Annotated in this window: 19 protein-coding genes (1 of these 19 running past the window's edge); 13 read left to right on the top strand and 6 right to left on the bottom strand. The window is 51.6% G+C overall.

Features of this window, described 5'->3' with window-relative positions; translation table 11 throughout:
• Positions 1 to 123: 123 nt before the first annotated feature.
• Both K1X45_RS08785 and K1X45_RS08780 read right to left on the bottom strand, forming a co-directional pair.
• Entirely contained in the window at positions 124 to 1,146 is a 1,023-nt protein-coding gene (locus K1X45_RS08785; RefSeq protein WP_022709352.1) for a Fe(3+) ABC transporter substrate-binding protein, read from the bottom strand.
• Positions 1,147 to 1,258: 112 nt separating this feature from the next.
• The gene (locus K1X45_RS08780) at positions 1,259 to 2,296 is read right to left on the bottom strand and encodes an ABC transporter ATP-binding protein (RefSeq protein WP_022709353.1); all 1,038 of its coding nucleotides are present in this window, start codon (positions 2,294 to 2,296) and stop codon (positions 1,259 to 1,261) included.
• Positions 2,297 to 2,470: 174 nt separating this feature from the next.
• Between K1X45_RS08780 and K1X45_RS08775 the strand changes: the two genes are divergently transcribed.
• Positions 2,471 to 2,839: a DUF488 domain-containing protein gene (locus K1X45_RS08775; RefSeq protein WP_220158590.1), complete on the top strand. Its 369-nt coding sequence runs from the start codon at positions 2,471 to 2,473 to the stop codon at positions 2,837 to 2,839.
• A gap of 193 nt (positions 2,840 to 3,032) precedes the next feature.
• Positions 3,033 to 3,812, top strand: a complete 780-nt coding sequence (locus K1X45_RS08770; protein ID WP_220158589.1) for an acetoin reductase — start codon at positions 3,033 to 3,035, stop codon at positions 3,810 to 3,812.
• 160 nt (positions 3,813 to 3,972) lie between these two features.
• Here the strand turns inward: K1X45_RS08770 and K1X45_RS08765 are convergent, their stop codons facing one another.
• The gene (locus tag K1X45_RS08765; protein ID WP_220158588.1) at positions 3,973 to 4,866 is read right to left on the bottom strand and encodes a sugar kinase; all 894 of its coding nucleotides are present in this window, start codon (positions 4,864 to 4,866) and stop codon (positions 3,973 to 3,975) included.
• Between the two features lie 8 nt (positions 4,867 to 4,874).
• Complete coding sequence (locus K1X45_RS08760; RefSeq protein WP_220158587.1) at positions 4,875 to 5,957, bottom strand: D-TA family PLP-dependent enzyme; 1,083 nt, start codon at positions 5,955 to 5,957, stop codon at positions 4,875 to 4,877.
• 217 nt (positions 5,958 to 6,174) lie between these two features.
• On the opposite strand from K1X45_RS08760, the gene K1X45_RS08755 reads away from it, so the two are divergent.
• From K1X45_RS08755 to K1X45_RS08740, 4 genes are all read left to right on the top strand, one after another.
• The gene (locus K1X45_RS08755) at positions 6,175 to 7,704 is read left to right on the top strand and encodes an ABC transporter substrate-binding protein (protein ID WP_370627112.1); all 1,530 of its coding nucleotides are present in this window, start codon (positions 6,175 to 6,177) and stop codon (positions 7,702 to 7,704) included.
• A gap of 80 nt (positions 7,705 to 7,784) precedes the next feature.
• Positions 7,785 to 8,726: an ABC transporter permease gene (locus K1X45_RS08750; RefSeq protein WP_022709304.1), complete on the top strand. Its 942-nt coding sequence runs from the start codon at positions 7,785 to 7,787 to the stop codon at positions 8,724 to 8,726.
• Complete coding sequence (locus K1X45_RS08745) at positions 8,726 to 9,589, top strand: ABC transporter permease (protein WP_022709303.1); 864 nt, start codon at positions 8,726 to 8,728, stop codon at positions 9,587 to 9,589. Before K1X45_RS08750 ends, K1X45_RS08745 begins: the two co-directional genes overlap by 1 nt.
• A gap of 4 nt (positions 9,590 to 9,593) precedes the next feature.
• A complete protein-coding gene (locus tag K1X45_RS08740) occupies positions 9,594 to 11,417 on the top strand; it encodes an ABC transporter ATP-binding protein (RefSeq protein WP_220158586.1) in 1,824 nt (607 codons plus the stop codon).
• A gap of 71 nt (positions 11,418 to 11,488) precedes the next feature.
• Here K1X45_RS08740 and K1X45_RS08735 read toward each other — a convergent pair whose 3' ends face one another.
• The gene (locus K1X45_RS08735; RefSeq protein WP_220158585.1) at positions 11,489 to 12,277 is read right to left on the bottom strand and encodes an IclR family transcriptional regulator; all 789 of its coding nucleotides are present in this window, start codon (positions 12,275 to 12,277) and stop codon (positions 11,489 to 11,491) included.
• 111 nt (positions 12,278 to 12,388) lie between these two features.
• On the opposite strand from K1X45_RS08735, the gene K1X45_RS08730 reads away from it, so the two are divergent.
• The 5 genes from K1X45_RS08730 (at position 12,389) to K1X45_RS08710 (ending at position 18,619) form a co-directional block, all read left to right on the top strand.
• On the top strand, positions 12,389 to 12,733 hold the full coding sequence (locus K1X45_RS08730; RefSeq protein ID WP_220158584.1) for a RidA family protein: 345 nt from the start codon (positions 12,389 to 12,391) through the stop codon (positions 12,731 to 12,733).
• Positions 12,734 to 12,759: 26 nt separating this feature from the next.
• A complete protein-coding gene (locus K1X45_RS08725) occupies positions 12,760 to 14,355 on the top strand; it encodes an amidohydrolase family protein (RefSeq protein WP_220158583.1) in 1,596 nt (531 codons plus the stop codon).
• A 126-nt stretch (positions 14,356 to 14,481) separates the two neighbouring features.
• Positions 14,482 to 14,835, top strand: coding sequence for a hypothetical protein (locus K1X45_RS08720; RefSeq protein ID WP_220158582.1), 354 nt, complete (start codon positions 14,482 to 14,484; stop codon positions 14,833 to 14,835).
• On the top strand, positions 14,832 to 17,681 hold the full coding sequence (locus K1X45_RS08715) for a hybrid sensor histidine kinase/response regulator (protein ID WP_220158581.1): 2,850 nt from the start codon (positions 14,832 to 14,834) through the stop codon (positions 17,679 to 17,681). Before K1X45_RS08720 ends, K1X45_RS08715 begins: the two co-directional genes overlap by 4 nt.
• A 2-nt stretch (positions 17,682 to 17,683) precedes the next feature.
• On the top strand, positions 17,684 to 18,619 hold the full coding sequence (locus K1X45_RS08710; RefSeq protein WP_220158580.1) for a diguanylate cyclase: 936 nt from the start codon (positions 17,684 to 17,686) through the stop codon (positions 18,617 to 18,619).
• 30 nt (positions 18,620 to 18,649) lie between these two features.
• Here K1X45_RS08710 and K1X45_RS08705 read toward each other — a convergent pair whose 3' ends face one another.
• Entirely contained in the window at positions 18,650 to 19,468 is an 819-nt protein-coding gene (locus K1X45_RS08705) for a DeoR/GlpR family DNA-binding transcription regulator (protein ID WP_220158579.1), read from the bottom strand.
• Positions 19,469 to 19,623: 155 nt separating this feature from the next.
• Between K1X45_RS08705 and K1X45_RS08700 the strand changes: the two genes are divergently transcribed.
• Together K1X45_RS08700 and K1X45_RS08695 are read left to right on the top strand one after the other, a co-directional pair.
• Positions 19,624 to 22,983 carry an autotransporter domain-containing protein gene (locus tag K1X45_RS08700; RefSeq protein ID WP_255560365.1) on the top strand — a complete coding sequence of 1,120 codons (3,360 nt, stop codon included), beginning with the start codon at positions 19,624 to 19,626 and terminating at the stop codon, positions 22,981 to 22,983.
• 120 nt (positions 22,984 to 23,103) lie between these two features.
• Positions 23,104 to 23,973, top strand: partial view of an ABC-F family ATP-binding cassette domain-containing protein gene (locus K1X45_RS08695; protein WP_220158578.1) — the 5' portion only. Its footprint extends 753 nt past the window's final position; the window shows 870 of its 1,623 coding nt (coding positions 1-870); it begins with the start codon at positions 23,104 to 23,106; the stop codon falls past the right edge of the window.

Below are 23,973 nucleotides of genomic sequence, written 5' to 3'. Positions count from 1 at the left end.
ATTTGTCCTGAAACGGAAAACCGCTCTTTCTCTCAGTGTTGCAGTTGAAACGAATCGTCGTCGTAACTGCTTTAATATAAAAAACGCCGCTCTTCATTATTCATAAAGAGCGGCGCTTTTTTATTAATTGTCGAAGCCTACTTTGTCGACCAGCTCACTGGCCTGTTTGCGATGGCTTACGATTTCTGTGAGCGGGGTTTTGTCGATTGTCAGCTCACCGAAGGATTTCACAATCGGATCAAGCGGCGCACCGGCTTTAACCGGATATTCGAAATTGGCTTCCGCATAGATTTTCTGAGCTTCATCAGAGACCAGATATTCAAGCAGCTTCACAGCGGCGTCTTTGTTCTTGGCATGTTTGGCAAGGGACGCACCGCTGATATTAACCTGTGTGCCGCCTTCTTTGAAGGTTGGCAGAATGACTTTGAGGCTTTCACCCCATTTGACCTGCTCTTCACCGCCTTTGCCGGAACGCATCAGGCCGACATAGTAGGAGTTTGCAACTGCGATATCGCAAATGCCGCCTGCAATGTCTTTCGCGCCGTCACGGTCACCGCCGGCAGCTTTACGTGCCAGATTGGCTTTGACGCCTTTCAGCCACTCTTCGGTTTTTTCAGCGCCGTAATGGGCGATGTAATCGGCGATCAGGGCTGTGTTGTAAGGATGCTGGCCTGCACGGATACAGATTTTGCCTTTCCATTTCGGATCGGACAGATCTTCATAATTCAGAGCGGTAACATCCAGATCCTTGGCGGCGTAAACAACGCGGGCGCGCATGGACAGGGCAAACCACTCACCTTTAGCATCGCGCAGCTGTGCCGGAACGGCTTCTTCCAGTACTTTGGACGAAACAGGCTGGGTGAGGCCTTTTTCAGTCAGGTCGATCAGGTTGCCCGCATCAACGGTCATCAGAATGTCCGCAGGGGAATTTTCACCTTCAGAGGCAACGCGCTCAGCCAGACCGTCTTTCAGGAATACTGTGTTGACTGTAATACCGCTGGAAGCTTTGAAGGCATCAAGCAGAGGCTGGATCAGACCCGGTTCGCGGGTGGTATAGATATTGACTTCCTCTGCATTCGCAGCGCCTGCGAAAAGGGTTCCGAGGACGAGAGCAAAGCCTGCTTGCGCATATCCGGTTCTGGTCATTGTATCTCTTTCATGATTGAAACTGCATGGACAGAAATTATGATTAATAAAGTCAACTATTGGTTGACTTTGACTGTCAAGTCAAGCCTTTGTGAGCAGGTTGTATGTGCGTTTAATCGCGGAAGAAGAGCGCTTTGTCCGTATCAAGCTGCAAATGTATTTTCTGAATATTGGCCGGTAACCGGAGAGAGGTGCGGATGCGCAGGGGCGTTTGCAGATCACCGGTGCGGATGAGCAGTTCTTCAGTTTCGCCCAGAAAATGACGGCCTGTCACTGTGCCTTCAGTTGTGTTCTGCAGATTATCTGTACCGGCCACCGGAAGAATATGGGAAGGTCGCAGATACATTGTTACCGGTCCGTCGCTGAGCTCTGTATTGCTGACCGGAAAAGTGCCGAGCGGGGTTTCAATCGTCCCGCTTTTGATTGTGCCCGGAATAGCGTTGAAACTGCAGAAGAAATCAGCTGCGTAACGTCCGTTCGGGTGGTCGTAGATTTCATGCGCTGTACCCTGCTGGATGATTTTGCCTGATTTCATCAGGATAATCCGGTCTCCGGCAGACAAAGCCTCTTCGGCATCATGCGTCACGATAATAACGGTGGTGCCCAACTGGCGCAGCAGAGCTATGGTTTCACTGCGTACTTTCTGGCGCAAACCCTGATCGAGATTGGAAAAGGGTTCATCCATCAGCAGAATGTCCGGGGTCGGCGCCAGTGCGCGCGCCAATGCCACGCGCTGTTGTTCACCGCCCGAGAGCATATGCGGATAGCGGGATGCCATATGGGACAAGCCAACCAGAGCCAGCAATTCATCGGCACGGGCCGAGGCTGTTGCCCGCGGTGTTTTCCGCAAGCCGAACAGGACATTTTGCTTTACCGTCAGATGCGGGAACAGGGCGTAATTCTGAAAGACTACGCCGACGCGGCGTTGCTCCGGTTCGATAAAATGCGTACCGTTGACGATAGGCTGATTATTGATGAAAACCGACCCGCTGTCCGGCGTATCAATACCGGAGATAATCTTCAGCAGAGTGGTCTTCCCGCAACCGGAATGACCGACAAGACAGATGATTTCACCGGAAGCAACAGACAGCGAAATATCCTGCAGTGCGGCAGTGGTGTCGAAATGTCTGCTGACGGATGAAACCTCCAACGCAGCAAGTCTGTTATCACTTTGTCCGGTGTGGTCTTTTGAATGCACTGTTCACTCTGCCTGTTTCCGTTCTGATTTTGCTATAACACCGGTTCCGGAGTTGTACTATAAAAACCTGACATTTATTATCTTGTAAAACTGAATATGTTTGGCAATGCCGGAGGAGCACGGGCAATGTTGAAAATCGCAGTGAAACGGATTTACGAAGATGTATCACCGGATGATGGTTTCAGAGTGCTGATTGACCGCATCTGGCCGCGCGGTGTGAGCAAAGAAGAAGCTGCCCTTGACCTCTGGCTCAAAGAGATCGCGCCGACAACGGAACTGCGGCAATGGTTTCATCATCAGGAAAGCAGTCCGGAAAACTGGCAGATATTCTGCGGGCACTATCGTGAGGAATTGCGGCATAATCCCGAACCTGTGAAACTGCTTTTGCAGCATTGTTCAGAGGGAGCGGTTACGCTGCTTTATTCGGCGAAAGATACAGACCATAATCAGGCAATTGTTCTCAGAGATTATTTGTCCGGGCAACAAGCGCCGTAAACGGCGATAGTTTGATGGATGTTTTCTGACTTGTATGAAAAATTGATTGTAATCAATGAATTAATGCAGGAATCTGCAATTCTGCCCTCATATCCGGTAGCAGACATGCACTGCAAAAGGCCATATTGCGGCCGTGTATAGAAGGCATGTTGACCGGCAGGTTTTCGATCCTCAAGACGAAAAGGATATGATTATGACTGTTACCAATAAGGTTGCGTTAGTTACCGGTGCGGCTCAGGGTATTGGCCGCGGCATTGCGTTGCGCCTGGCAAAAGACGGTTTTGATCTGACACTGGTTGATCTGAAAGAAGATAAGCTTGAAGCGGTTGCCAAAGAGATTGAAGCGCTCGGGCGCAAGGCAACGACTTTTGCTGCCGATGTCAGCAAGCGCGATGATATTTACGCGGCCATTGAATATACCGAGAAAGAGCTTGGTGGTTTTGATGTGATTGTGAACAATGCCGGTATTGCGCAGGTTAAGCCGCTTTCCGAGGTCACACCGGAAGAAGTTGACCGGATCTTTAAGATCAATATTGACGGTGTGCTCTGGGGTATTCAGGCGGCGGCGGCAAAATTCAAGCAGCGCGGCCAGAAGGGTAAAATCATCAATGCGTCGTCTATTGCCGGTCATGATGGTTTTGCGATGCTTGGCGTTTATTCCGCGACCAAATTTGCAGTACGTGCGCTGACGCAGGCTGCGGCGAAAGAATATGCCAGCGCGGGCATTACAGTGAATGCTTATTGTCCAGGCATTGTCGGTACTGATATGTGGGTGGAAATTGACGAACGGTTCTCTGAGTTGACCGGTGCACCGAAGGGTGAAACCTATAAGAAGTTTGTTGAAGGGATTGCCCTTGGCCGTGCACAAACACCGGATGATGTGGCGGCGCTGGTTTCGTTCCTTGCAGGGCCGGATTCTGATTATATTACCGGTCAGGCCATTCTGACTGACGGCGGTATTGTTTATCGCTAAGTGTTTCACTTTTTTGGAAAAGAAAGCCCGCCGGAAATTCCGGCGGGCTTTTGTTTTTAGAGCATTTCACAGTCAAGTTGGATCAACTTGACGTCGGGATAATGCGACAAACTAAAAAATCTAGAGCGAGCACTGTGATCCAACATGAACGTAAACCGCTCTAGTCTACCAGAGCGCCATAATGCTGAATGGTTTTGGCTGCGGTTTGCGCTGCAAAACGGATGGCGACCTCGGCATCGCCGGTTTGTGCAAAATGCCCCAAGAATGAGCCGTTGAAACTGTCGCCTGCACCTGTCGTATCAATAATCTGTGCGACAGGCGCTGTTTTGACAGTAAAAGACTGGCCGTCAAAAAGAACTTCAATTTCATCCGCACCGTTTTTGACAATGATCCGTTTCAGTCCATAGCTGCGATAGCGGCTGATTGTGTCTGCTGTTGTCAGATCGCCGAAGCAGGCGGCCTCATCATCAAAACTTGGCAGCACCAGATTGCTGGCTTTGGCACCACGGATCAGTTGTGTGCGCATATGGTCTTTATCTGCCCAGAGGCGCGGGCGGATATTGGGATCGAAGGCGATAATCTTATCCGTATCGCGGAGCTCTTGCAGAATGTTGAGCAGGTTATCAGCCCCGTCACCCTCAAGAATTGCCAGCGTGATGCCGGAGAAAACAACAATATCAGAAGCTTCAATGGCTTGTCGCAATGCCATTTTGTTTTCTGCCAGCAGACGAGCAGCGGATTGCGACCGCCAATAGGAGAAACTGCGCTCACCATTATTGAGATGCACCATATAGAGACCGGGCATGCGCGATGCATGGCGGCCTATATAGTCGGTTCCGATCTGTTTTTGTGCCATGAATGCCAGCATGGCATCAGACATTGCATCCTGCCCGAGCAGGGTGAAATAGCTGACCTGCCAGTCTGCTGGCAGCGCCGCACGGGCATAATAAGCGGCATTGAAGGTGTCTCCGGCAAAACCTTGCCGTAACAAGCCGCTGCCATCAGGGGCAAGCTCGATCATTGCCTCACCGATGGCGAGAAACTGTCCGCTCATGATTAACCTCAGACCAGCTTGCCACGGGCTGCAATCGGCCAGCTTTCCGTGACCATGCCGTTGCGCTGGATATAGAGGCTGTCAAACATATTGGTAACGACGCAAACATGGTTCGGGATGATCCGCACTTTGTCACCGACTTTGAGGTTGATCGGTTTTTCGCTGACCAGACGGCCGTGTTCTTCCGATAACTGATCGATGCGGATATCATCGCGGCCGAGTACATGGCCATAACCACTCAATCCGAACAAATCAGAAGTCAGCGTTTTGCTGCCGGCATCAATAATCGCTCGGTTGTCAGACGGAACGGACACAACGGTTGCCAGTACAAAAAACGCACAATCATCATAGGTGCAAGCGCCGCGCTCAACCAGTGAGCGGTCATTATAAATATAGGTGCCGGGGCGGTATTCTGTAACAACAGGGGCATCAGCCGCGCTCATCATTGAGGGCGTGCCGCCGGAGGTAATGAGCGGAACTGTAATGCCTGATGCTTCGATTTTTTGCTTTGCCTGTTCCATGAAGTTTTCAACCGCAGCATGGGCATTGGCAGGCGGATAGGTCATCAGGCCGCCGAAATGCAGCCCTGCAGCGTTATGAATGGCCTTGGCAAGTTCTGCTGCTGCTTCAGGCGTTGCTACACCGCAGCGGTCTGCACCGGTATTGCACTCTACCAGCACCGTTAAAGGCTGTGTCTCATTGGCGAAAGCTTCGGACAGACCGTTAATCACAGTCATATTATCCGCAACCACACTCAGTTTTGAGCGGTGTGCGAGCGCTTTGAGCCGGTCAAGTTTTTCGCTGCCTAAAATATTATAGGTAATCAACAGGTCAGGGGAGAGACCATATTGTTTTTGCAAGCCGTCGAGCATGGCTTCTGCTTCAGAGATTTTCTGGCAGGTAATGCCGTCTGCGCCTGCTGCAAGCTGGGCATAGGCCAGCGCCGGTAATTTATGCGTTTTGATGTGAGGACGCACCCTGAAACCATGTTGGTTCGCATAGGACTGAAAATTACGGATATTTCTTTCCGCAATATCCAGATCAACGACAATTGCCGGTGTGTTCAATTGGTCCGCAAGTTTTGGTTCCATTTTTCCTCACAAATTCCGCGACCCTGTTGGCTTGCCTTTCAGACGTCAAAAAACGTACCGGTCAGGCTGGTCGCCCCCTTGACAAGTTATGCATACTGTATTGAGATACGTCAATCCGGTAAAATAGACTAATGTCCATTATTTTGGACAAAATGAAAAATCATACCGAGGAGGAGCTGCATCACCTGATGCAGGCAAACAATTGGGGGTTCAGAAAATGCAGGCAATGAAACTGGCACTGTTATTGGGTGCCGCGACAATCGCATTGACACCATCCGCTTTCGCGCAGCAAAAAGGCGGCGTGCTGGATGTGGCAACTATTGGTGAGCCGCCGACACTGGACCCGATGGTCTCAACGGCTGATCTCGTAGGCATTGTCAGTCAGCATATGTTTGAGACGCTTTATACTTTCGATAAAGACTGGAAACCGGCGCCGCTTCTGGCTGCCAACCTTCCGGAAATCTCTGCTGACGGAAAAACCTATCTGATTAAACTGCGTGAGGGTGTTAAATTCCACGATGGTTCGGACATGACATCGGAAGATGTTGTGGCATCGCTCAAGCGCTGGACAACCTTAGCCTCGCGAGGCAAACAGGCAGCAACTTTGATTGAAGCCATTGAGCCTGTTGACGATTACAGTATCAAAATCACGCTTAAGCAGCCTTATGCACCGCTGACATCTCTGCTAGCGTTTAATAATTCCGCGGCCATTGTTTTGCCTTCTGAAAAACAGGCTGAACCGATGACTGAATTTGTTGGCACCGGCCCTTACCAGTTTAAAGAGCGCAAGCCGGACCAGTATATTCAGCTGGTGCGTTATGACGGGTATAAATCGCAGGAAGGCGAGCCGAGCGGTTATGCCGGTGGCCGCCAGCAAAATCTCGATGAAATCCGTTTTGTGCCGGTGCCGGATGCCAATACCCGCGTAGAAGCTGCGGTTTCCGGCCAGTATGGTTATGTGGATGCGCTGCCGGTTGAAGCTTTTGACCGCGTGTCCGGCTCGGCATCTTCGGATGCGGTGATGCTCAAGCCGTTTGGCTGGCCGGTGTTCATTATGAATACTTCCAAAGGCATTGCTGCAAACCGTGATCTGCGTAAAGCTGTTCAGGTCGCATTGAATAATGAGGACATGTTGACTGCCGCCTATGGCAGTAAGGATTTCTTCAGCGCCGAGCCGTCACTTTATCCGTCCCAATTCATCTGGAGCACAGATGCGGGATCGGAAGGCAGTTATAATGTAGGCGATGCGGAAGCTGCAAAAGCCCTGCTTAAAACTGCGAATTATAATGGCGAGCCGCTGCGTATTCTCACCAGCCGTCAATATGAGTTCCATTATAAAATGGCACAGGTTGCCGCTGAATATCTGAAACTGGCCGGTTTCACTGTTGATATGCAGGTTGTGGATTGGGCAACGCTCACTCAGCGCCGTGCTGATCCGGCACTCTGGGATATTTACATCACGCATAGTCCGTTCCTGCCGGAACCGGCTCTGATCGATCCGCTTTCAGTGAGTGCACCGGGCAAGTGGAATACACCGGCGCGTGCCAAGGTGATGGATGCATTTAATGCGGAAGCTGATCCGCAGAAGCGTGCGGCACTCTGGGCAGATGTGCAGAAAGTTGTGTTTGACGAAGTGCCGTTCATCAAGGTCGGTAATTTCAACAATCTGTCTGCCAAATCCAAGAAACTGGATGGTGTGACGCCTGCACCATGGCCATATTTCTGGAATGCTTCCGTTACACAGTAAATAAAATAGGCCGCGCCAGCTTCGGAGGAGAAGCGGCGCGGCTTTAAGTTTTGGGTATTCCCGAATTGGGTGGAGACTGAATGCTACGCTATATCATACAGCGTCTGATAGGCATGATCGTGGTCATGTTTCTGGTTGTGACGATTGTTTTTGTGATCGTCCGCGTTACACCGGGTGATCCTGCAGCCGTCATGCTGGGGCCGGAAGCGACACAGGCTGATATTGAAGGACTGCGGGCTAAACTTGGTCTCGATCGCTCATTGCCGGTGCAATATGGCTATTACCTGCTGCAATTACTGCGCGGTGATCTTGGCCAGTCGATCTTTCTCGGTCAGCCGGTTGCCCATGCTTTGGCAGAACGGGCAGAGCCGACATTCTTTCTGACATTGTTCTCCATTCTGATTGCCAGTGCGATTGCCTTGCCGGTCGGTATTTATGCCGCGGTTAAGCGGGGTTCATTTTTCGATCAGACCGCAACGGCGCTGGCGATGTTTGCAGCCAGTATTCCAAGCTTCTGGCTCGGCCTGCTGCTGATGCAGGTTTTTGCCGTGCGCTACGGCTTGTTTCCGGTCTCCGGTTATGGCGGGCCGGATACGAGTTTCGGCGAACGAATGATGCATCTGGTACTGCCGTCTTTCGCACTGGGTATTGTGTCTTCTGCTTTGATTATGCGTTTTACCCGCGCCTCTATGCTGGATGTGCTGGGCGATGATTATGTGCGCACAGCCCGAGCCAAAGGGCTGAATGGCAGACGCGTGGTGATGAAACATGCGTTTAAAAATGCGCTGATTCCGATTTTGACAGTGATCGGCCTGACCGCAGCTGTACTGATTTCCGGTGCGGTGGTCACAGAGACGGTGTTTGGCCTCCCGGGCGTTGGCAATCTGGTGGTGTCGGCTGTGATGCGTCGTGATTATCCGGTTATTCAGGGGGCATTGCTGGTGATTGCCGCGCTCTATGTTCTGATTAATTTTGCCATTGATATGCTTTATCTGGCCGTCGATCCGAGGGTGCGTTACTGATGACCGGTTCCAGTGTAAAATCCTCAGAAACATGGTTGTTTATCCGTCGCCTGTTGCGTCGCCGCACCGTTGCATTCGGCCTGTTCGTCCTGATCGTTTTCGTGCTGCTAGCCGTTCTGGCACCACTCATTGCACCCTATGCACCGGGTAAATTGTCGATCAGCAATCGTTTGACCGCGCCGAATGGCACATGGTTTTTCGGTACCGATGAATTTGGCCGTGATGTATTTTCCCGCACACTTTATGCGGGGCAGTTGTCATTGGCAGTCGGTGCCGCCGTGGTGGTGCTGGCAAGCCTGATTGGTATCACACTAGGCTTGCTGGCCGGTTTTTTCCAGCGGCTGGATACGCCGATTGCGCGTCTGATTGATGCGATGATGGCTTTTCCGGATATTCTGCTGGCGATTGCGCTGGTGGCAGCACTCGGGCCTTCGCTGACAACAGTGATTGTGGCGCTATCGATTGTCTATGCACCGAGACTGGCGCGTGTGGTGCGTGCTTCAACACTCGTTATCCGCGAACTGCCTTATATCGAGGCATCGCGTGCGCTGGGCATTTCCACGCCGCATATTATGACCCGCCATGTGTTGCGCAATTTGCTGTCGCCTATTTTGGTACAGGGCACGTTTCTGTTTGCGCAGGCCATGCTTGCTGAGGCCGGTCTGTCCTTTCTGGGGCTTGGTGTCAGTCCGGAAATTCCGACATGGGGCACGATGATTGCCTCCGGCCGTCAGTATGTCGGGCAGGCAGACTGGATGACGCTGTTTCCGGGCTTTGCCATCATTCTCGCTGTGCTGTCGTTGCAGATGGTGGGTGACGGATTGCGCGATCTTCTCGATCCGCGTTTGCGTAAAGATATGTGAGGGCATGATGAGCCATTTATCAGACAAACAGCCTGTGCTCCGCGTGCAAAATCTCACAACGTCTTTTCTCGGTGAGGGCGGCTGGCGGCCGGTTGTGAAAAATATCTCCTTTGATGTCGGTGCAGGAGAAACTGTGGCGCTGGTCGGGGAGTCCGGTTCCGGAAAAAGTGTAACGTCTCTTTCGGTGATGCGATTGTTGCAGCCGGATACCAGCCGGATTGAAGGGAATATTCTGCTTGCCGGCAAAGATATCTTGCAGCTGTCCGAGCATGAAATGCAAAAAATACGCGGCAATGATGCCGCGATGATCTTTCAGGAGCCGATGACGTCGCTCAACCCACTTTACACGGTGGGAGATCAGATTTGTGAAGCCCTGCTATGCCACCGCAATATGAGCAAGGCAGAGGCAAAGGCTGAAGCTTTGCGACTGATGGAAAAAGTACGCATTCCTTCTGCCGCAAGCCGGTTCAATGAATATCCGCATCGTTTCTCCGGCGGTATGCGCCAGCGCGTGATGATCGCTATGGCGCTGGTCACCCGCCCGAAACTGCTGATTGCCGACGAGCCGACTACAGCGCTGGATGTAACCATTCAGGGGCAGATCCTCGACCTGATTAAAACCTTGCAGGAAGAGGAAGGCACTTCGGTACTATTTATCACCCATGATATGGGCGTGGTTGCAGAAATCGCTGATCGTACCGTGGTGATGTATCATGGCGATGCGGTGGAAACCGGTGATACGGCCACGATTTTCCGCGATGCAAAACATCCTTATACGCGGGCTTTGCTATCAGCAGTGCCTGCACTTGGTTCGATGACTGGACGTGCGCGTCCGCTGCGTTTTCCGGTTGTTGATATCCGAACCGGCACGGCACTGCCGCCGGTGGAAGCTGCCGATACAGTTGCACAGGATGCACCGCCGGTTCTGGATGTGAAAGGGCTGACGACACGCTTTACCATTCACAGCGGACTATTTGGGAAACTGGCAGGGCGCGTTCACGCAGTGGAGAATGTTTCTTTCTCGCTACAGCCGGGGGAAACGCTGTCACTGGTGGGCGAGTCCGGTTGCGGTAAATCGACGACCGGCCGCTCAATCATGCGGCTGATACAGCCGCAAAGCGGTTCCGTTATGGTCAACGGGCAGGATGTGATGGCGATGGCAGGGCATGAGCTGCAAGGTCTGCGCCGTACCATGCAGATGATTTTTCAGGACCCTTATGCCAGTCTCAATCCGCGTATGCGGGTAGGGGCGTCGATTGCGGAGCCATTTCTGGAGCATAAGCTCGGTACAAAACATCAGGCACGGGAACGTGTGGCCGATCTTCTGGAGCGTGTGGGGTTGAAAGCCGATATGGCGTCTCGCTTCCCGCATGAATTTTCCGGCGGGCAGCGTCAGCGTATTTGTATTGCCCGCGCGTTAGCGCTTGATCCGAAACTTATCGTTGCTGATGAATCTGTCTCAGCGCTCGATGTTTCCATCAAGGCGCAGGTCATCAATCTGTTGCTCGATCTGCAATCCAGTCTCAACCTGTCTTTTCTGTTTATCTCGCATGACATGGCGGTTGTTGAGCGTCTCAGCCACCGTGTTGCGGTGATGTATCTGGGCGAGATTGTCGAGATCGGGCCGCGTGCAGCGGTGTTTGAAAACCCTCAGCATCCTTATACGAAGAAACTGATGGCTGCAGTGCCGGTGCCTGATCCTGCACGGCGCGGTATGCGGCGCGGGCAGATTGCTGATGAATTGCACAGCCCTGTCCGTGCGCCGGATTATGTGCCGGTTGAACGACAGGTGCGTGAGGTTTCAGAAGGACATTTCATATTCCAATGAGACGTCCGGTGAAACAAAACTTCATATGTCTTCGGGCGGGGGAGGCGCTCAGCGGCTGTACCGGATACCGGTCAATGTTTGCCGCTGAGCGCCCGTGCGGCATCCTTCAGGCATTGCAGATAGAAAGCATGGTTCTTCAGCCCGTCATCGCGGGGGGCAACAAGGCACAGCGTTGCTGTGGTAATGCCCTGCGCATCACGCATCGGTACGGCAAAACAATGGGTAAAATTATCGACCGTGCTGTTGAAGGTAAATTGACCGGTTCTGTCGGCTTCGCGTACCTGCGCGATAAATTCAGCCGGATCAAGCCAGCTGCCATTAGGCATCTGAAAATCGGCAGCGGGAATGAAACTGGTAATTTCTTCATCGCTGAGATGGGCAACCAGAAGGCGGCCGGAAGCTGTCCACGGAATAGGCACGGAATGGCCGACATCCGAGGAAATGCGGAACGGACGCACGCCTTCCTTCATACGGGCAACGGTATATTTATTACCATCGAGCACGCAATATTGCGCTGTTTCGCGGGTCTGTTCGGCAATGCGTTCCAGTGCGGCATCGCAGGCGCGCATGAAGTCAAAATGATCTTCATAGGCCGCACCGAGAAAATAGAGTTTGCGTCCGAGAAACACACGACCGTCGCCGCCGGTAAATTCGAGAATACCATTGCGCAACAGCAGATTGACCAGCTCGTAAACCGAGGAACGCGGGGCACCAATTTGGGCGGCAATTTCATTGGGTTTCAGCGGTTCACGCTTGTTGCGCAGAAAATCCAGTATCTCAAAGGCACGATCCAGACCGCGCGCACGTTTGCTGCTGTCTTCTTTGGGCGTGACCGGAGTGGTTGCGGTACTGTCTGACATGCTGCCTCCGATGAGCGCTATAATGTTATTGTGTCTGTTATATTGGATTTTATCATGCAGGCAAGCAGAAGTTTACAATCAGAAGTGACGATGACAGAAGGAAATACGGGTATGATTATGCGTTATCAAAAAGGCAGCCGGATGAGTCAGGCTGTGAGCTATGGCGGCATGGTGCATATTGCCGGTCAGGTGGCTGAAAACCGCAAGGCTTCCATTGAAGAGCAGACCCGTGATGTTTTGGGCAAGATCGACCAGCTTTTGCAACAGGCGGGCAGTGACCGTTCCAAATTGCTGGCGGTAAATGTGTTTCTTCCGGCCATTGTTGATTTTGATGCGATGAATTCGGTCTATGATGCATGGATCGATCCTGAAAATCCACCGGCGCGTGCCTGTGTGGAAGCGCGCCTTGCTGATCCTGATCTGCGGGTTGAAATGACAGCAGTTGCTGCCCTTTAATGCTCAATTAAGTGCCGGAGCCGGATATGACTCAAACGCTCATTCGTAATGCCCGTATCATTGATGGCACCGGCGCGCCCTGGTATCGCGGCGATGTTTTGCTGGGTGACGGACTGATCCGGCAGATCGGAAGAGGTCTGAAAGCAGACGGTGATGTGCAGATCATTGATGCGGATGAGCGTTATTTAAGCCCCGGTTTTATTGATGCCCATTGTCATGATGATCTGATCTTTCTGCGCGAGCGGGACAGGCCGGAAAAGGCGATGCAGGGCGTGACCAGTATTGTGGTCGGCAATTGCTCTTTTTCGCTCTATCCGGCAGCAGAACAGTCCCGCGAATATCTGCGTCAGCATTTCTCCGGCCTTCTCGGTGAAACGCGATCTGATGAGATTTTTGATGATTTCTCGGGATATCATCAGGCGCTGGAAGGAGAGGGGATTGCCCTCAATCTGATCTCGCTTGTCGGCCATGCGGCTTTGCGGCTGGCAGTAATGGGGCATGACCGGCGACCTGCAACGGAGAACGAGCTTGCAGCGATGTGCCGGTTACTCGAAGTGCAAATGACGCAGGGGGCGGCAGGTCTGTCGCTGGGGCTGGTTTATCCGCCAAGTGCTTTTGCTGAGATTGAAGAACTGGTGGCGCTTGGAAAAGTTGTTGCCGGTTTCGGCGGCGTGCTGGCTGCGCATATCCGCTCCTATGAGGCAGGGCTGATGCAGGCGACCGAAGAATTCGCTGAGGCGGTGCGGCTGTCCGGTGCAGCCGGATTACTGTCACATCTGCAATCGGCGGGACGACCGAACTGGGGCAATGTACCGGCGGTGATTGACTATCTGGAAAGCCTGCGATCTGACGGCGTGGATATCAGCTTTGATATGTATCCCTATCCGGCAGGTAGTACATGGATATTACAGCTTCTGCCAGCAGCGGTGATGGATGGTGGTTTGCCGGCTTTGAAAGCGCGCCTGCAGGATATGCCATGGCGGCAGAAACTGGCGCATTGGGTGGAACATGGCGGTGATGATTATCACGGCCAGAGCAAAATCTCGCTGATTGGCTGGGAGAATGTGCGGCTTTCAGCAATCGGTATTGATGTGCTGAAACATCTGGAAGGGCAGACCATACGTGAAGCTGCCTTTACACTTGGCACCACGCCTTTCGATCTGCTGGTGCGCTTTGTTGAAGAAGATGACGGGCAGACGGGGATTATCCTGTTTCAGCTTGATGAGGATGATCTTCATGCGGCCTGTTGCAACCGGTTGTTTATGGCGGGGTCTGACGGCTTGCCGCGCCCAGGCTCTAAACCGCATCCGCGTGCTTTCGGGACTTTCCCGCGCATTGCCGGTCCTTTACGGCGGGAGAAAAAATGGTTTCCGCTTGAGGATGCCGTACGCCGGATGACTTCGGTTGCTGCACAGCGCTTTTCTCTGCATGATCGCGGCCTGTTGCGCCCCGCAATGGCTGCTGATCTGGTGCTGTTTGAAGATGCGATCACCGACCACGCGACTTTTGAAAATTCCACACAGATGCCGTCTGGTATCAGCCATGTTTTTGTCAACGGACAGGCGGTGATTGCGGATGGCAAACCAACCGGTAACAGAGCCGGAAAAGTGCTGCGACGCTGATGATTCCTGTTCTGATGGCGTATTGGTCTGTCTTGTTGTGACGTTTATAAAATCTTAAGGCGGTATTTACCGGAAAACGATATTAATCCTGCTAATATCAGTAATATTTGAAGCAGGAATAATGTCATGAACGGGCAGACCGGTGATCAGCGGTGTCATATCCGCGATCTTATGCCAGCGATTGCATTGCTGGTTCTGTTGCTTGGCGGGATTGCCGTGGCTTTTCTCAAGCCAACCGGCAAAGATGACCAATATATCGTTATGGTCGCTCCCTGGCGCACATTGAACTCTGTTATCAGCTCCATTCAGACCGCTGAAGGTGCGATTATTTCTATCAATGCTTCATCCAGCCTGATTACAGTTTATTCCGAAAATAAAGATTTCCCAAACAGGCTTTACAGTGCCGGTGAGTGGCTGGTTTTTGAACCGCTTCTGCCTGGTGGTTGTTATGCCATTCAGGAACGGACGACAGCCGCATGATCCTAGAACTTGACGACCTTCGCAGCCGGTTTGGCCGGTTTTTGGTGATTTTATTCTGGCTGCATGTCCCGCTTCTGGCGCTGGTTGCTTATATCACCGGACATTCGCCGGTCGGCGCAGCTTTGGCAGGCGTGGTACTGGCTGGCGCCTATCATATGTCATGGCTGCGCTCAGGCATTGCTCCGGTAACGCGCTATATTTCCGGTGTTGCCCTGATGGGGCAGCCCGCATTGCTGCTGTATTTTATGAGCGGTCAGCTCTGGCAAATGGATATGCATATGTATTTCTTTGCTATGCTGGCGCTCACGGTTGCGTGGTGTGACAAGCGTGCAGTTCTTTTTGCCGCCGCTGCCGTGGCTTTGCATCATTTAACGCTGGATTATCTGATGCCAGCAGCGGTGTTTCCTGAAGGCGGGGATATCAAGCGCGTTCTGCTTCATGCGGTGATTGTTGCGTTTCAGGCTGCAGTTCTGGTGTGGTTCGGCGATATGCTTGTCGATTGTTTCAACCGCATTAATGCCATGCGCGATGAAATTATTGCCAAGAATGCGGCACTGGAACAGCGCACATTGGAAGCGGAAGCTGCAAGCAAATCGAAGAGCATGTTCCTCGCCAATATGAGCCATGAAATCCGCACGCCGATGAATGCCATTCTGGGTTTTTGCCATCTGGTGTTGCGTACGGATCTGGATCTGCGTCAAAAAGAATATGTCTCGAAAATCAGCAATGCCAGCACGGCTTTGCTGCGTCTGATCAATGATATTCTCGACTTCTCCAAGAATGAGGCAGGCAAGCTTTCTCTCGAGACACGTCCGTTCAATTTACGCTCTTCTTTGCAGAGCCAGCTTAATCTGGCGGCAATTAATGCGGAGAATAAAGGCGTCAGCATTGAGACCGTAATTCAGAATGATGTGCCTGCGGTTCTGGTCGGCGATGAATTGCGCCTGAATCAGGTGCTTCTCAATCTCGTCAGTAATGCGGTGAAGTTCAGCGAAAAAGGGACAGTCACAGTCACGGTTGATGCGGAAGAACAGCAGGATGCAGGTGTTAAACTACGCATATCGGTGCGCGATCAGGGCATCGGCATGGCGCCGGAACAGCAGGCTTTGCTGTTTAATTCTTTCACACAGGCAGACAGTTCCATGACGCGCCGCTTTGGCGGAACCGGACTTGGACTTGTTATCAGCAAACAAATTGTTGAGCAGATGGGCGGCACTATCGGCGTGGAAAGCATGCCGGGTGTGGGCAGTACTTTTACCTTTACCGTCAATATGGCAATTGGTGAAATGCAGGCTGAACCGGAGCGCCTTGCTTCGGCAGAGATTGCAGGTTTGCGTGTGCTTGTGGCTGATGATAATCCGGCCTCGCGCGAGATTTTCCATGATGTCTTTAATTCATGGGGTTTGAATATTGATCTCGTTGCATCCGGTGAGGAAGTTCTGGGCGCGCTTGAGGCGGCGTGTAAAGCCGGTCAGCCTTATGATCTGGTGGTTCTGGACTGGAAAATGCCTGGCATGGACGGTCTGCAAACAGTACAGGCGCTTCACCGTAATGAGAATCTTTCGCCGCTGCCTTATGTGGTGATGGTGACAGCCTATGGTAATGAGGACTTCCGCGCGGAAACTGAGCGTTCGGGTATTGCTGCCTTCCTGACCAAGCCGATTGTCCCGAATGTGCTTTTTGACACGATTACCGGCTTGTTTGCCCGTGAAACAGCGGCGGATGCGCCGCATGCGGAAATCGGCCAGACTATTCCGATGGTGGCGGAGCAGCTGCGCGGGCTGAAGGTTCTGCTGGCTGAAGACAGTATGATCAACCGTGAGATCGCGGTTGAGCTGCTGCAGGATGCCGGATTGGTGGTTGATGTTGCTGAAAACGGCCGTATCGCCTGCGATCTCGTTCTTCAGGATCCGCTGCCCTATGACGGCATTTTGATGGATATCCAGATGCCGGAAATGGACGGTATTGAAGCCACTTTGCAGATCCGTAAAAAATGGTCTGCGGAGCAATTGCCGATTATTGCCATGACCGCGCATGCCTATGAGGAAGAGCGGCAGAAATGTTTTGCTGCGGGTATGGACGACCATGTGGCCAAACCGGTTGATCCGTTCCTGTTGGTGCGCACGCTTGATCGCTGGTTGAAGCCGCGCAGCAATGAAGCTTCGCATCCGGTCGCAGAGTCTGCTCCGGTTGCAGTGAAGCCTGTAAGCGATCTGCCAGAAAGCCTGCCGCCGTTTGATCTTACAAAAGCGCTGGCGCGTATGAATGGTAAAACATCACTATTGCGTAAGCTGATTATTGATTTTGGACAGAGATTTGCTGCAACGCCGGAAGAGCTCAACGAGCTGATCGGCCGCGGTGCATTGGATGATGCACGGCGCAGCGCCCATACGCTGAAAGGTGTGGCGGGATCGCTGGAACTGGCAGAGGTTTATGAACAGTCTGCCAAGACTGAAGCTGCATTGGCACAAGGTGATGTGGTTGCGGCTAATATATTGATTGCTGAATTGGAGCAGGTACTGAAACCGGCAATAAAAGCGGCTAAGAGTCTTGTAACTACAACAGAAGATGATAATAAACCGGTTCCGGCAGGACAAGCTGATCCGGTCAATATTCAGGCGGAGATTCTGGTTTTCCGCGGGCTTCTGGAGCGCAGAAGTCTGAAGGCACGCAGCAGTTTTGAAAAATTGGCGATTACGCTCGGTATGACACCTGACACTCTGCAGGTTCATCCGGTGAAGATCGCTCTCGACAATCTTGACTATAATCGCGCCCTCACATTGCTGGATGCTGAATTTGCTGATGTTTTGCAAGCTTCACCGGACACTGAGCGTATCGGAGAATAATTATGACAGACCGCGCGGTCATCCTCATTGTGGATGATGAAATCTCAAATATTGAGATTATGAGTGCAGTACTCGAGGACGATTATGAAGTATGTTTTGCGACTTCAGGTGAGGAAGCATTAAAAGTTGCACAGACGGTGTTGCCGGATCTTATTCTGCTCGATGTGCTGATGCCGGGTATTGACGGATATGAAGTTTGCCAGCGTCTGAAAAAAGATCGCATGCTTGCGGATATTCCGGTGATTTTTACAACCGGCCTGAATGATCAGGATGCGGAAGTGCGCGGGTTATCTGCCGGTGCGATCGATTATGTGACCAAGCCTATTCAGCCGGTTATTCTGCTGGCGCGTGTGGCCAATCATGTCGAATTGAAACGTCTGCGCGATCAGTTGGCGCAAATGGCTGTGACAGATGCTTTGACCGGTTTAAGCAACCGCCGTCATCTGGAGCAGACATTGGCGACGGAAACCACGAAACTGGCCCGCACAGGCGACTGGCTGTCGGTTATCATGGTCGATATCGACTTCTTCAAACTGTTCAATGATACATTTGGTCATCCGGCCGGTGATCGTTGTCTGGCGATGGTTGCGGCGGCTCTTACACGCGCGGTGCATCTGGCAACAGATGTAACAGCACGTTATGGCGGTGAGGAATTTGTCTGTGTCTTGCCGGGGCGGGATCATGATGCGGCGGTATTGGTGGCCAAAGAAATACAGGAACAGGTCAGTTCTTTAAGAATTCCGCATCCGGGTTCAACGGTTTCCCCTTGTGTCACGGTCAGTATCGGCGTTGCTTCGGCGTGTTGTCTGCCGGAAATGTCTGCATCGCAGTGGATGGCACATGCTGATCGCCAGCTCTATCTGAGTAAACGTGCCGGCCGGAATGAAATTTTCAGTACTGTTTTCAATGCGCAGGAAATCGGTCTGATTTCTGAATAATTTGGGATCATTGCACTATGACCGGCAAATTCAGCTGTTTTGCCGGTCAGTGATCTCACACAGATGCAACTGAAGCTTATGTGTCTGTATTTTCTCAAAAATATGCGGCGCCGGTGCTTTGTCGGTGATAATAGCATCGACAATATTCAGTGCGCCGAGTTTAACAAGCGCGCGTTTGCCGAATTTGCTGCTGTCGACAGCCAGTAATTTGTGTCTGGATTGGTAGAGCGCTTTGGATACCGCCGCCACTTCTGTCCGGTCATCATCACACAGGTCACCGTCATCATCGATGCCGCTGACAGAAATCACCGCATAGTCGAATTTGAAACGGTTGATGAAATCGGGTGTGTCTTCCTGAAAAATTCCGCCATCTACGGCGCGGACAAAACCACCCGGAATTGCCAGTGCGAAGTCGGAATTCTCGCTGATGAGTGATGCCACACGCAGACTATAGGTGACAATGCGCAAGCCCTGCCTGTTTTTTATCAGCGCAGCGGCAATGGCCTCGCAGGTCGTGCCCGTATCAATGAAAATCGTTGTGTTGTCGGGAATGTAATCGGCTACAAATGCGGCAATTGCCTGTTTTTCTGCGGCCTGATCCAGACGCCTCTGACGATAGGTTCCGGCATCCATCGGAGCCGCGATCGTTGCGCCGCCATGGATACGGCGAACTTTGCCTGTGGTTTCCAGCGCCATGATATCGCGGCGCGCGGTCTGCATTGTCACCGAACAGAGATGTGCGATTTCTTCCAGAGAAATATAATGATTTTGCTCGAGATATTGCAGCAGAAACGCCTGACGGTTGTCTTTTTTGTTGCCGCCGGTTGATGCCGAATTGTCAAATCGCATAGCGCCCCCTGTACTCCACGTATTTCGGACAAAAAAAATTATGCGTCAAGAAAATGATTTTTGACAATCATCCGGATTGTATAAAAACTGACATATGACTCGTCTAATGTAAGAAAAGTGACATTTTATGTCTCAAATCTTATTATCAGGATGATATGATGAAACAGCAGCGGTCAGGCGCAAGGCATAAGCGTAAATTAACGGCAGGGGTAGCAAGTGCAATATTGCTGGCTGCGCTGAATACAAATGCACAGGCAGAACCAGCAAAAACACAGAATTTTTCTCTGACCGTGATGGGTTTTAACATCTGGAATAACGGCCTTGATTCCAAAATGTGGGATGCTGAAGCAAAAAAGAATGACCAGCTGATTTATAATAAGGCGATGCAGGATTTGCTGCGTGGCGTTGCCCCTGATGTGCTGGTTATGCCGGAACTTTACAACAATAGCGGCAGGCCGTTTGGCGATACGACGGTTGTTAAAGCCCATGTGAAAAATACTCTGGATCTGCTTAATGAAAAAGCAGACAAGCTGGGTGCATTTGAAAAAATCAAAGACCATGGTTCCCGTGAAGGCGAAGGCATGGTCTTTACAAGCGGTGAAACGGAATATCTGGCGGCGAATACGGTTGTCGTGAAGCCGGGTAATGGTTTCCCTGATACGGTTATCGCCGGTCGTCATTTCAATTATGCAGACACATCATCTGGCCGTATCGCTCAGGCAAAAGATGCCAACAAACTGGCACAATCTACCCTGACGCCGACAATATTGCTCGGTGATCTGAATGCCGGTGATGTATCGGAACGAGGCCTGCTGAGTGTGGATGCGCAACTGCGCCTGATAAAAAAAGCCGCTGGTAACGCATTTTATAAAACGCTGGCTTATGAATATCTTGAGCGGGCGGATGCAACAAAATGGCGTGCAATCATTCAAGCCGAACACCCGAATGCCAATATTGACAATCTGTCATGGGAGCAGTGGGGCAATGCACTGGACAAAGCCTATCAGGCACAAAAAGATATAGGTTTTGTCGGAGAGACCTATCCGGTAGACAATAATCTTCCGGTGACGATGAATATTCTGAAACAACAATATCAATTGATTCAGCTTGAGCGGAACCGTGAACAGTTCAAACCAAGTGAAGTTGGTGATGAACGTGCGACCTGGACCAGTGACGGTGAAGAATCCACCAATACATGGCCGAGCTGGGATCGTGTGAATATTGATCATATTCTGGTTTCCCGACCTTTCGCAAAATGGGTTGAGATTGTTGATAATGGCCAATGGTCCGGCACACTTTCCAAACCGTCATTACTGCCAAATGGTAATTCGCTGTCGGATCACGATCCGGTTGCACAAGAGCTGCGCTGGGTCGGGCCAAAGCTTGAGAGTTATAAAGACGGCGATGTTGAGAAAAGCCGTTTGATCTGGGGCGCCGGTGCATCCGGTTTTGAAGCCAAAGGCAAAGAGTTTTTCCTGACCCGTAATAATAACCGTAATGATGTTTATCTTGGTCAGGTCGCGGATGAAAACGGCAAACCGATCCTTAAGAATCTGACGCAGGAAGAAAAACAAACACTGCTCAATTGCCAGACAACGGATGTACGCTTTGCGCAGGCTGTGAGAGATTATTGTATTGATAATCACAATTTCATTGGCGAAACCTCGGTTTCTGATGGCGGAACGGTGATTGTTTTTGAAGATGCGGCGCTGGGCAGTGCATCAGCAAATTTACGTCTGAATGATGGTGGTCTGCGCGTGGCCGGTCTGGCAATGAACAGTCTTGAGCGCAAAATCGTGCTGGACGGCAATGGCTGGATTGATGTGACTGAGGCTGCCAATAATCTGAAAGTTAATCAGGAGATCAGCGGCAGCGGTGCTCTCATCAAACGCGGCGAGGGCGCTCTGACACTGAATGCTGTCAATAGCTACAGCGGCGGCACATCCGTAGAGCGCGGCGGATTGATTGTTGGCGATGCAGATCATACCGGTGCTTCAGTGAGCGGTATGATTAAAGTCAGCAATGGTGCATTTCTTGCGGGTTCAGGAACGCTCGGCGGCATTCATATTGCTGCGGATGCTGTTCTGGCACCGGGTAACTCAATCGGCTCGCTGAAAACTTCCGGCGATCTGGTGATGGAGGCAGGCTCTCTTTATCATGCGGAAATCAATCCGGATGGTACATCTGATCTCGTTCAGGCTTCCGGTACTGCAACAATCGACGGTGCCCGCGTTTATGTCGATAAAGCGGGAGGCACTTATATACCGGGCAGCCGTTATACCATTCTCACAGCGGATGGCGGTGTGAACGGTACTTTCGCTGACCTTAGCCAGAATATGCCATTCATTAATCTCGGCCTGATTTATGATCCGAAGGCGGTTTATCTGGATGTGCTGCGCAATCAGGTTGCGTTTGACGACATCGGCGAAACGGCTAATCAGCGTTCTGTCGCAGCCTCTGTTGAATCTCTGGGCAGCGGGAATGCTGTTTATGATGCTGTGCTCGGGCTGGAAAGCAAAGAACAGGCTTTGGCTGCTTTTGATCTGCTGACAGGTGAGGTACATGCATCCGCTAAAACGGCTCTGATGAATACGAGCAGCGATCTGCGTAACGCAGCTCAGGATCGTCTTCGTTCCGCTTTCGGGAATGCACATGCACAGAAGGGCGCACAGGTTGTCTCAGCCAAAGATGCGCCTGCTGCATTGTGGGTTCAGAGCTTCGGCACATGGGCTGAGAATTCTGCAAACGGCAATGCTGCAAAACTCAGCCAGACGACGGGTGGTGTCTTTGCCGGTTATGATGCAGAGATTGCTGAGAATGCCCGTCTTGGTGCACTTGCCGGATACAGTCGCACCAGTTTTGATGTTGATGACCGTACCTCATCCGGTGAGAGTGATAATTATCATCTCGGCATTTATGGTGGTTCGCAATGGGGCAATACTGCTCTGAGCGCTGGTCTTGCCTATAGCTGGCATAAGGTGGATATCAGCCGTTCAGTCCGTTTTGCTGATTTTTCGGATAAACTCACCGCTGATTATAATGCAGGTACTGTGCAGGCTTTCGGTGAACTCAGCCATAAGCTGCAAACCGATAATGCGGTCTTCGAGCCTTTCGCCAATCTTGCCTATGTTTCTGTGAAGACGGATAGTTTTACCGAAACCGGCGGACAGGCTGCTCTGACTGTTAATGGTGACAGAATGAGCACCGTGTTCACAACGCTTGGTATTCGCGGAGCAACAGAGATGATGTTTGGTAATATCAAAGCCGAGCTGAATGGTACGCTGGGCTGGCAGCATGCATTTGCTGATACTGATCCGGTCAGTCGCGCATCTTTTGCAACGGGTTCTGCATTCGATATTTCCGGTATTCCTGTGGCAGAAGATACGGCGCTGGTTCAGGCAGGTTTTGATATTAAGGCCAGTGAACAGGCGGTTTTCGGTATCAGCTATCGCGGTCAGTTCGGATCAGGCTTTCAGAGCAACTCGGTTAACGCTAAGCTTGGCATTAAATTTTGATCTGAAGCATAATGAAATAACGGCCTGCTTTCTATCGGGGAAGCAGGCCGTGTTGTTTTTATCGACAGTGAGCTTCAGGCATGGCATAGGAGCCTGACCAATCACAAGGCCTCCTGTTTCATGATCCGCATTGACAATATCAGTAAGTCCAACAGCCATCGCATTCTGTTTATCGAAGCGTCTGCCGCTTTGAACCGTGGTGAAAAAATCGGCCTTGTCGGGCCGAATGGTGCCGGTAAAACAACGCTTTTCCGTATGATTACCGGCGAAGAACAGCCGGATGAAGGACAGGTTACGGTCGAGAAAGGCGTGACAATCGGCTATTTCGATCAGAATGTCGGTGAAATGGGCGGACGTACGGCCGTTGCGGAAGTGATGGATGGTGCTGGCCCTGTCAGTATCGTAGCTGCAGAATTGCGTAAACTTGAAGCTGCAATGTGCGATCCGGATCGTATGGACGAGATGGATGCGATCATTGAGCGCTATGGTGAGGTTCAGGCGCGCTATGAGGAACTCGACGGTTACGGTCTTGATGGTCGTGCGCGTGAAGTGCTGGCAGGTTTGAGTTTTTCTCAGGAGATGATGGACGGCGACGTCGGTAAATTGTCCGGCGGCTGGAAAATGCGCGTGGCCTTGGCGCGTATTCTGCTGATGCGTCCTGATGTGATGCTGCTTGATGAACCGTCCAACCATCTTGATCTAGAAAGCCTGATCTGGCTTGAGAATTTTCTCAAAACCTATGACGGCGCTTTGCTGATGACATCGCATGACCGCGAATTCATGAACCGCATTGTCTCCAAGATTATTGAAATCGACGGCGGTAATCTCACGACCTATTCCGGTGACTATGTTTTTTACGAAGGCCAGCGTGCTCTGAATGAAAAACACCAGCAGGCACAGTTCGAGCGCCAACAGGCAATGCTTGCCAAAGAAATCAAATTTATTGAACGCTTCAAAGCCCGTGCGTCACATGCCTCACAGGTGCAGAGC

Source organism: Pseudochrobactrum sp. Wa41.01b-1 (genome assembly GCF_019464455.1).
In the GTDB taxonomy this organism is placed as follows: domain Bacteria; phylum Pseudomonadota; class Alphaproteobacteria; order Rhizobiales; family Rhizobiaceae; genus Pseudochrobactrum; species Pseudochrobactrum saccharolyticum.
This window is presented reverse-complemented; position numbering and strand designations above follow the sequence as displayed.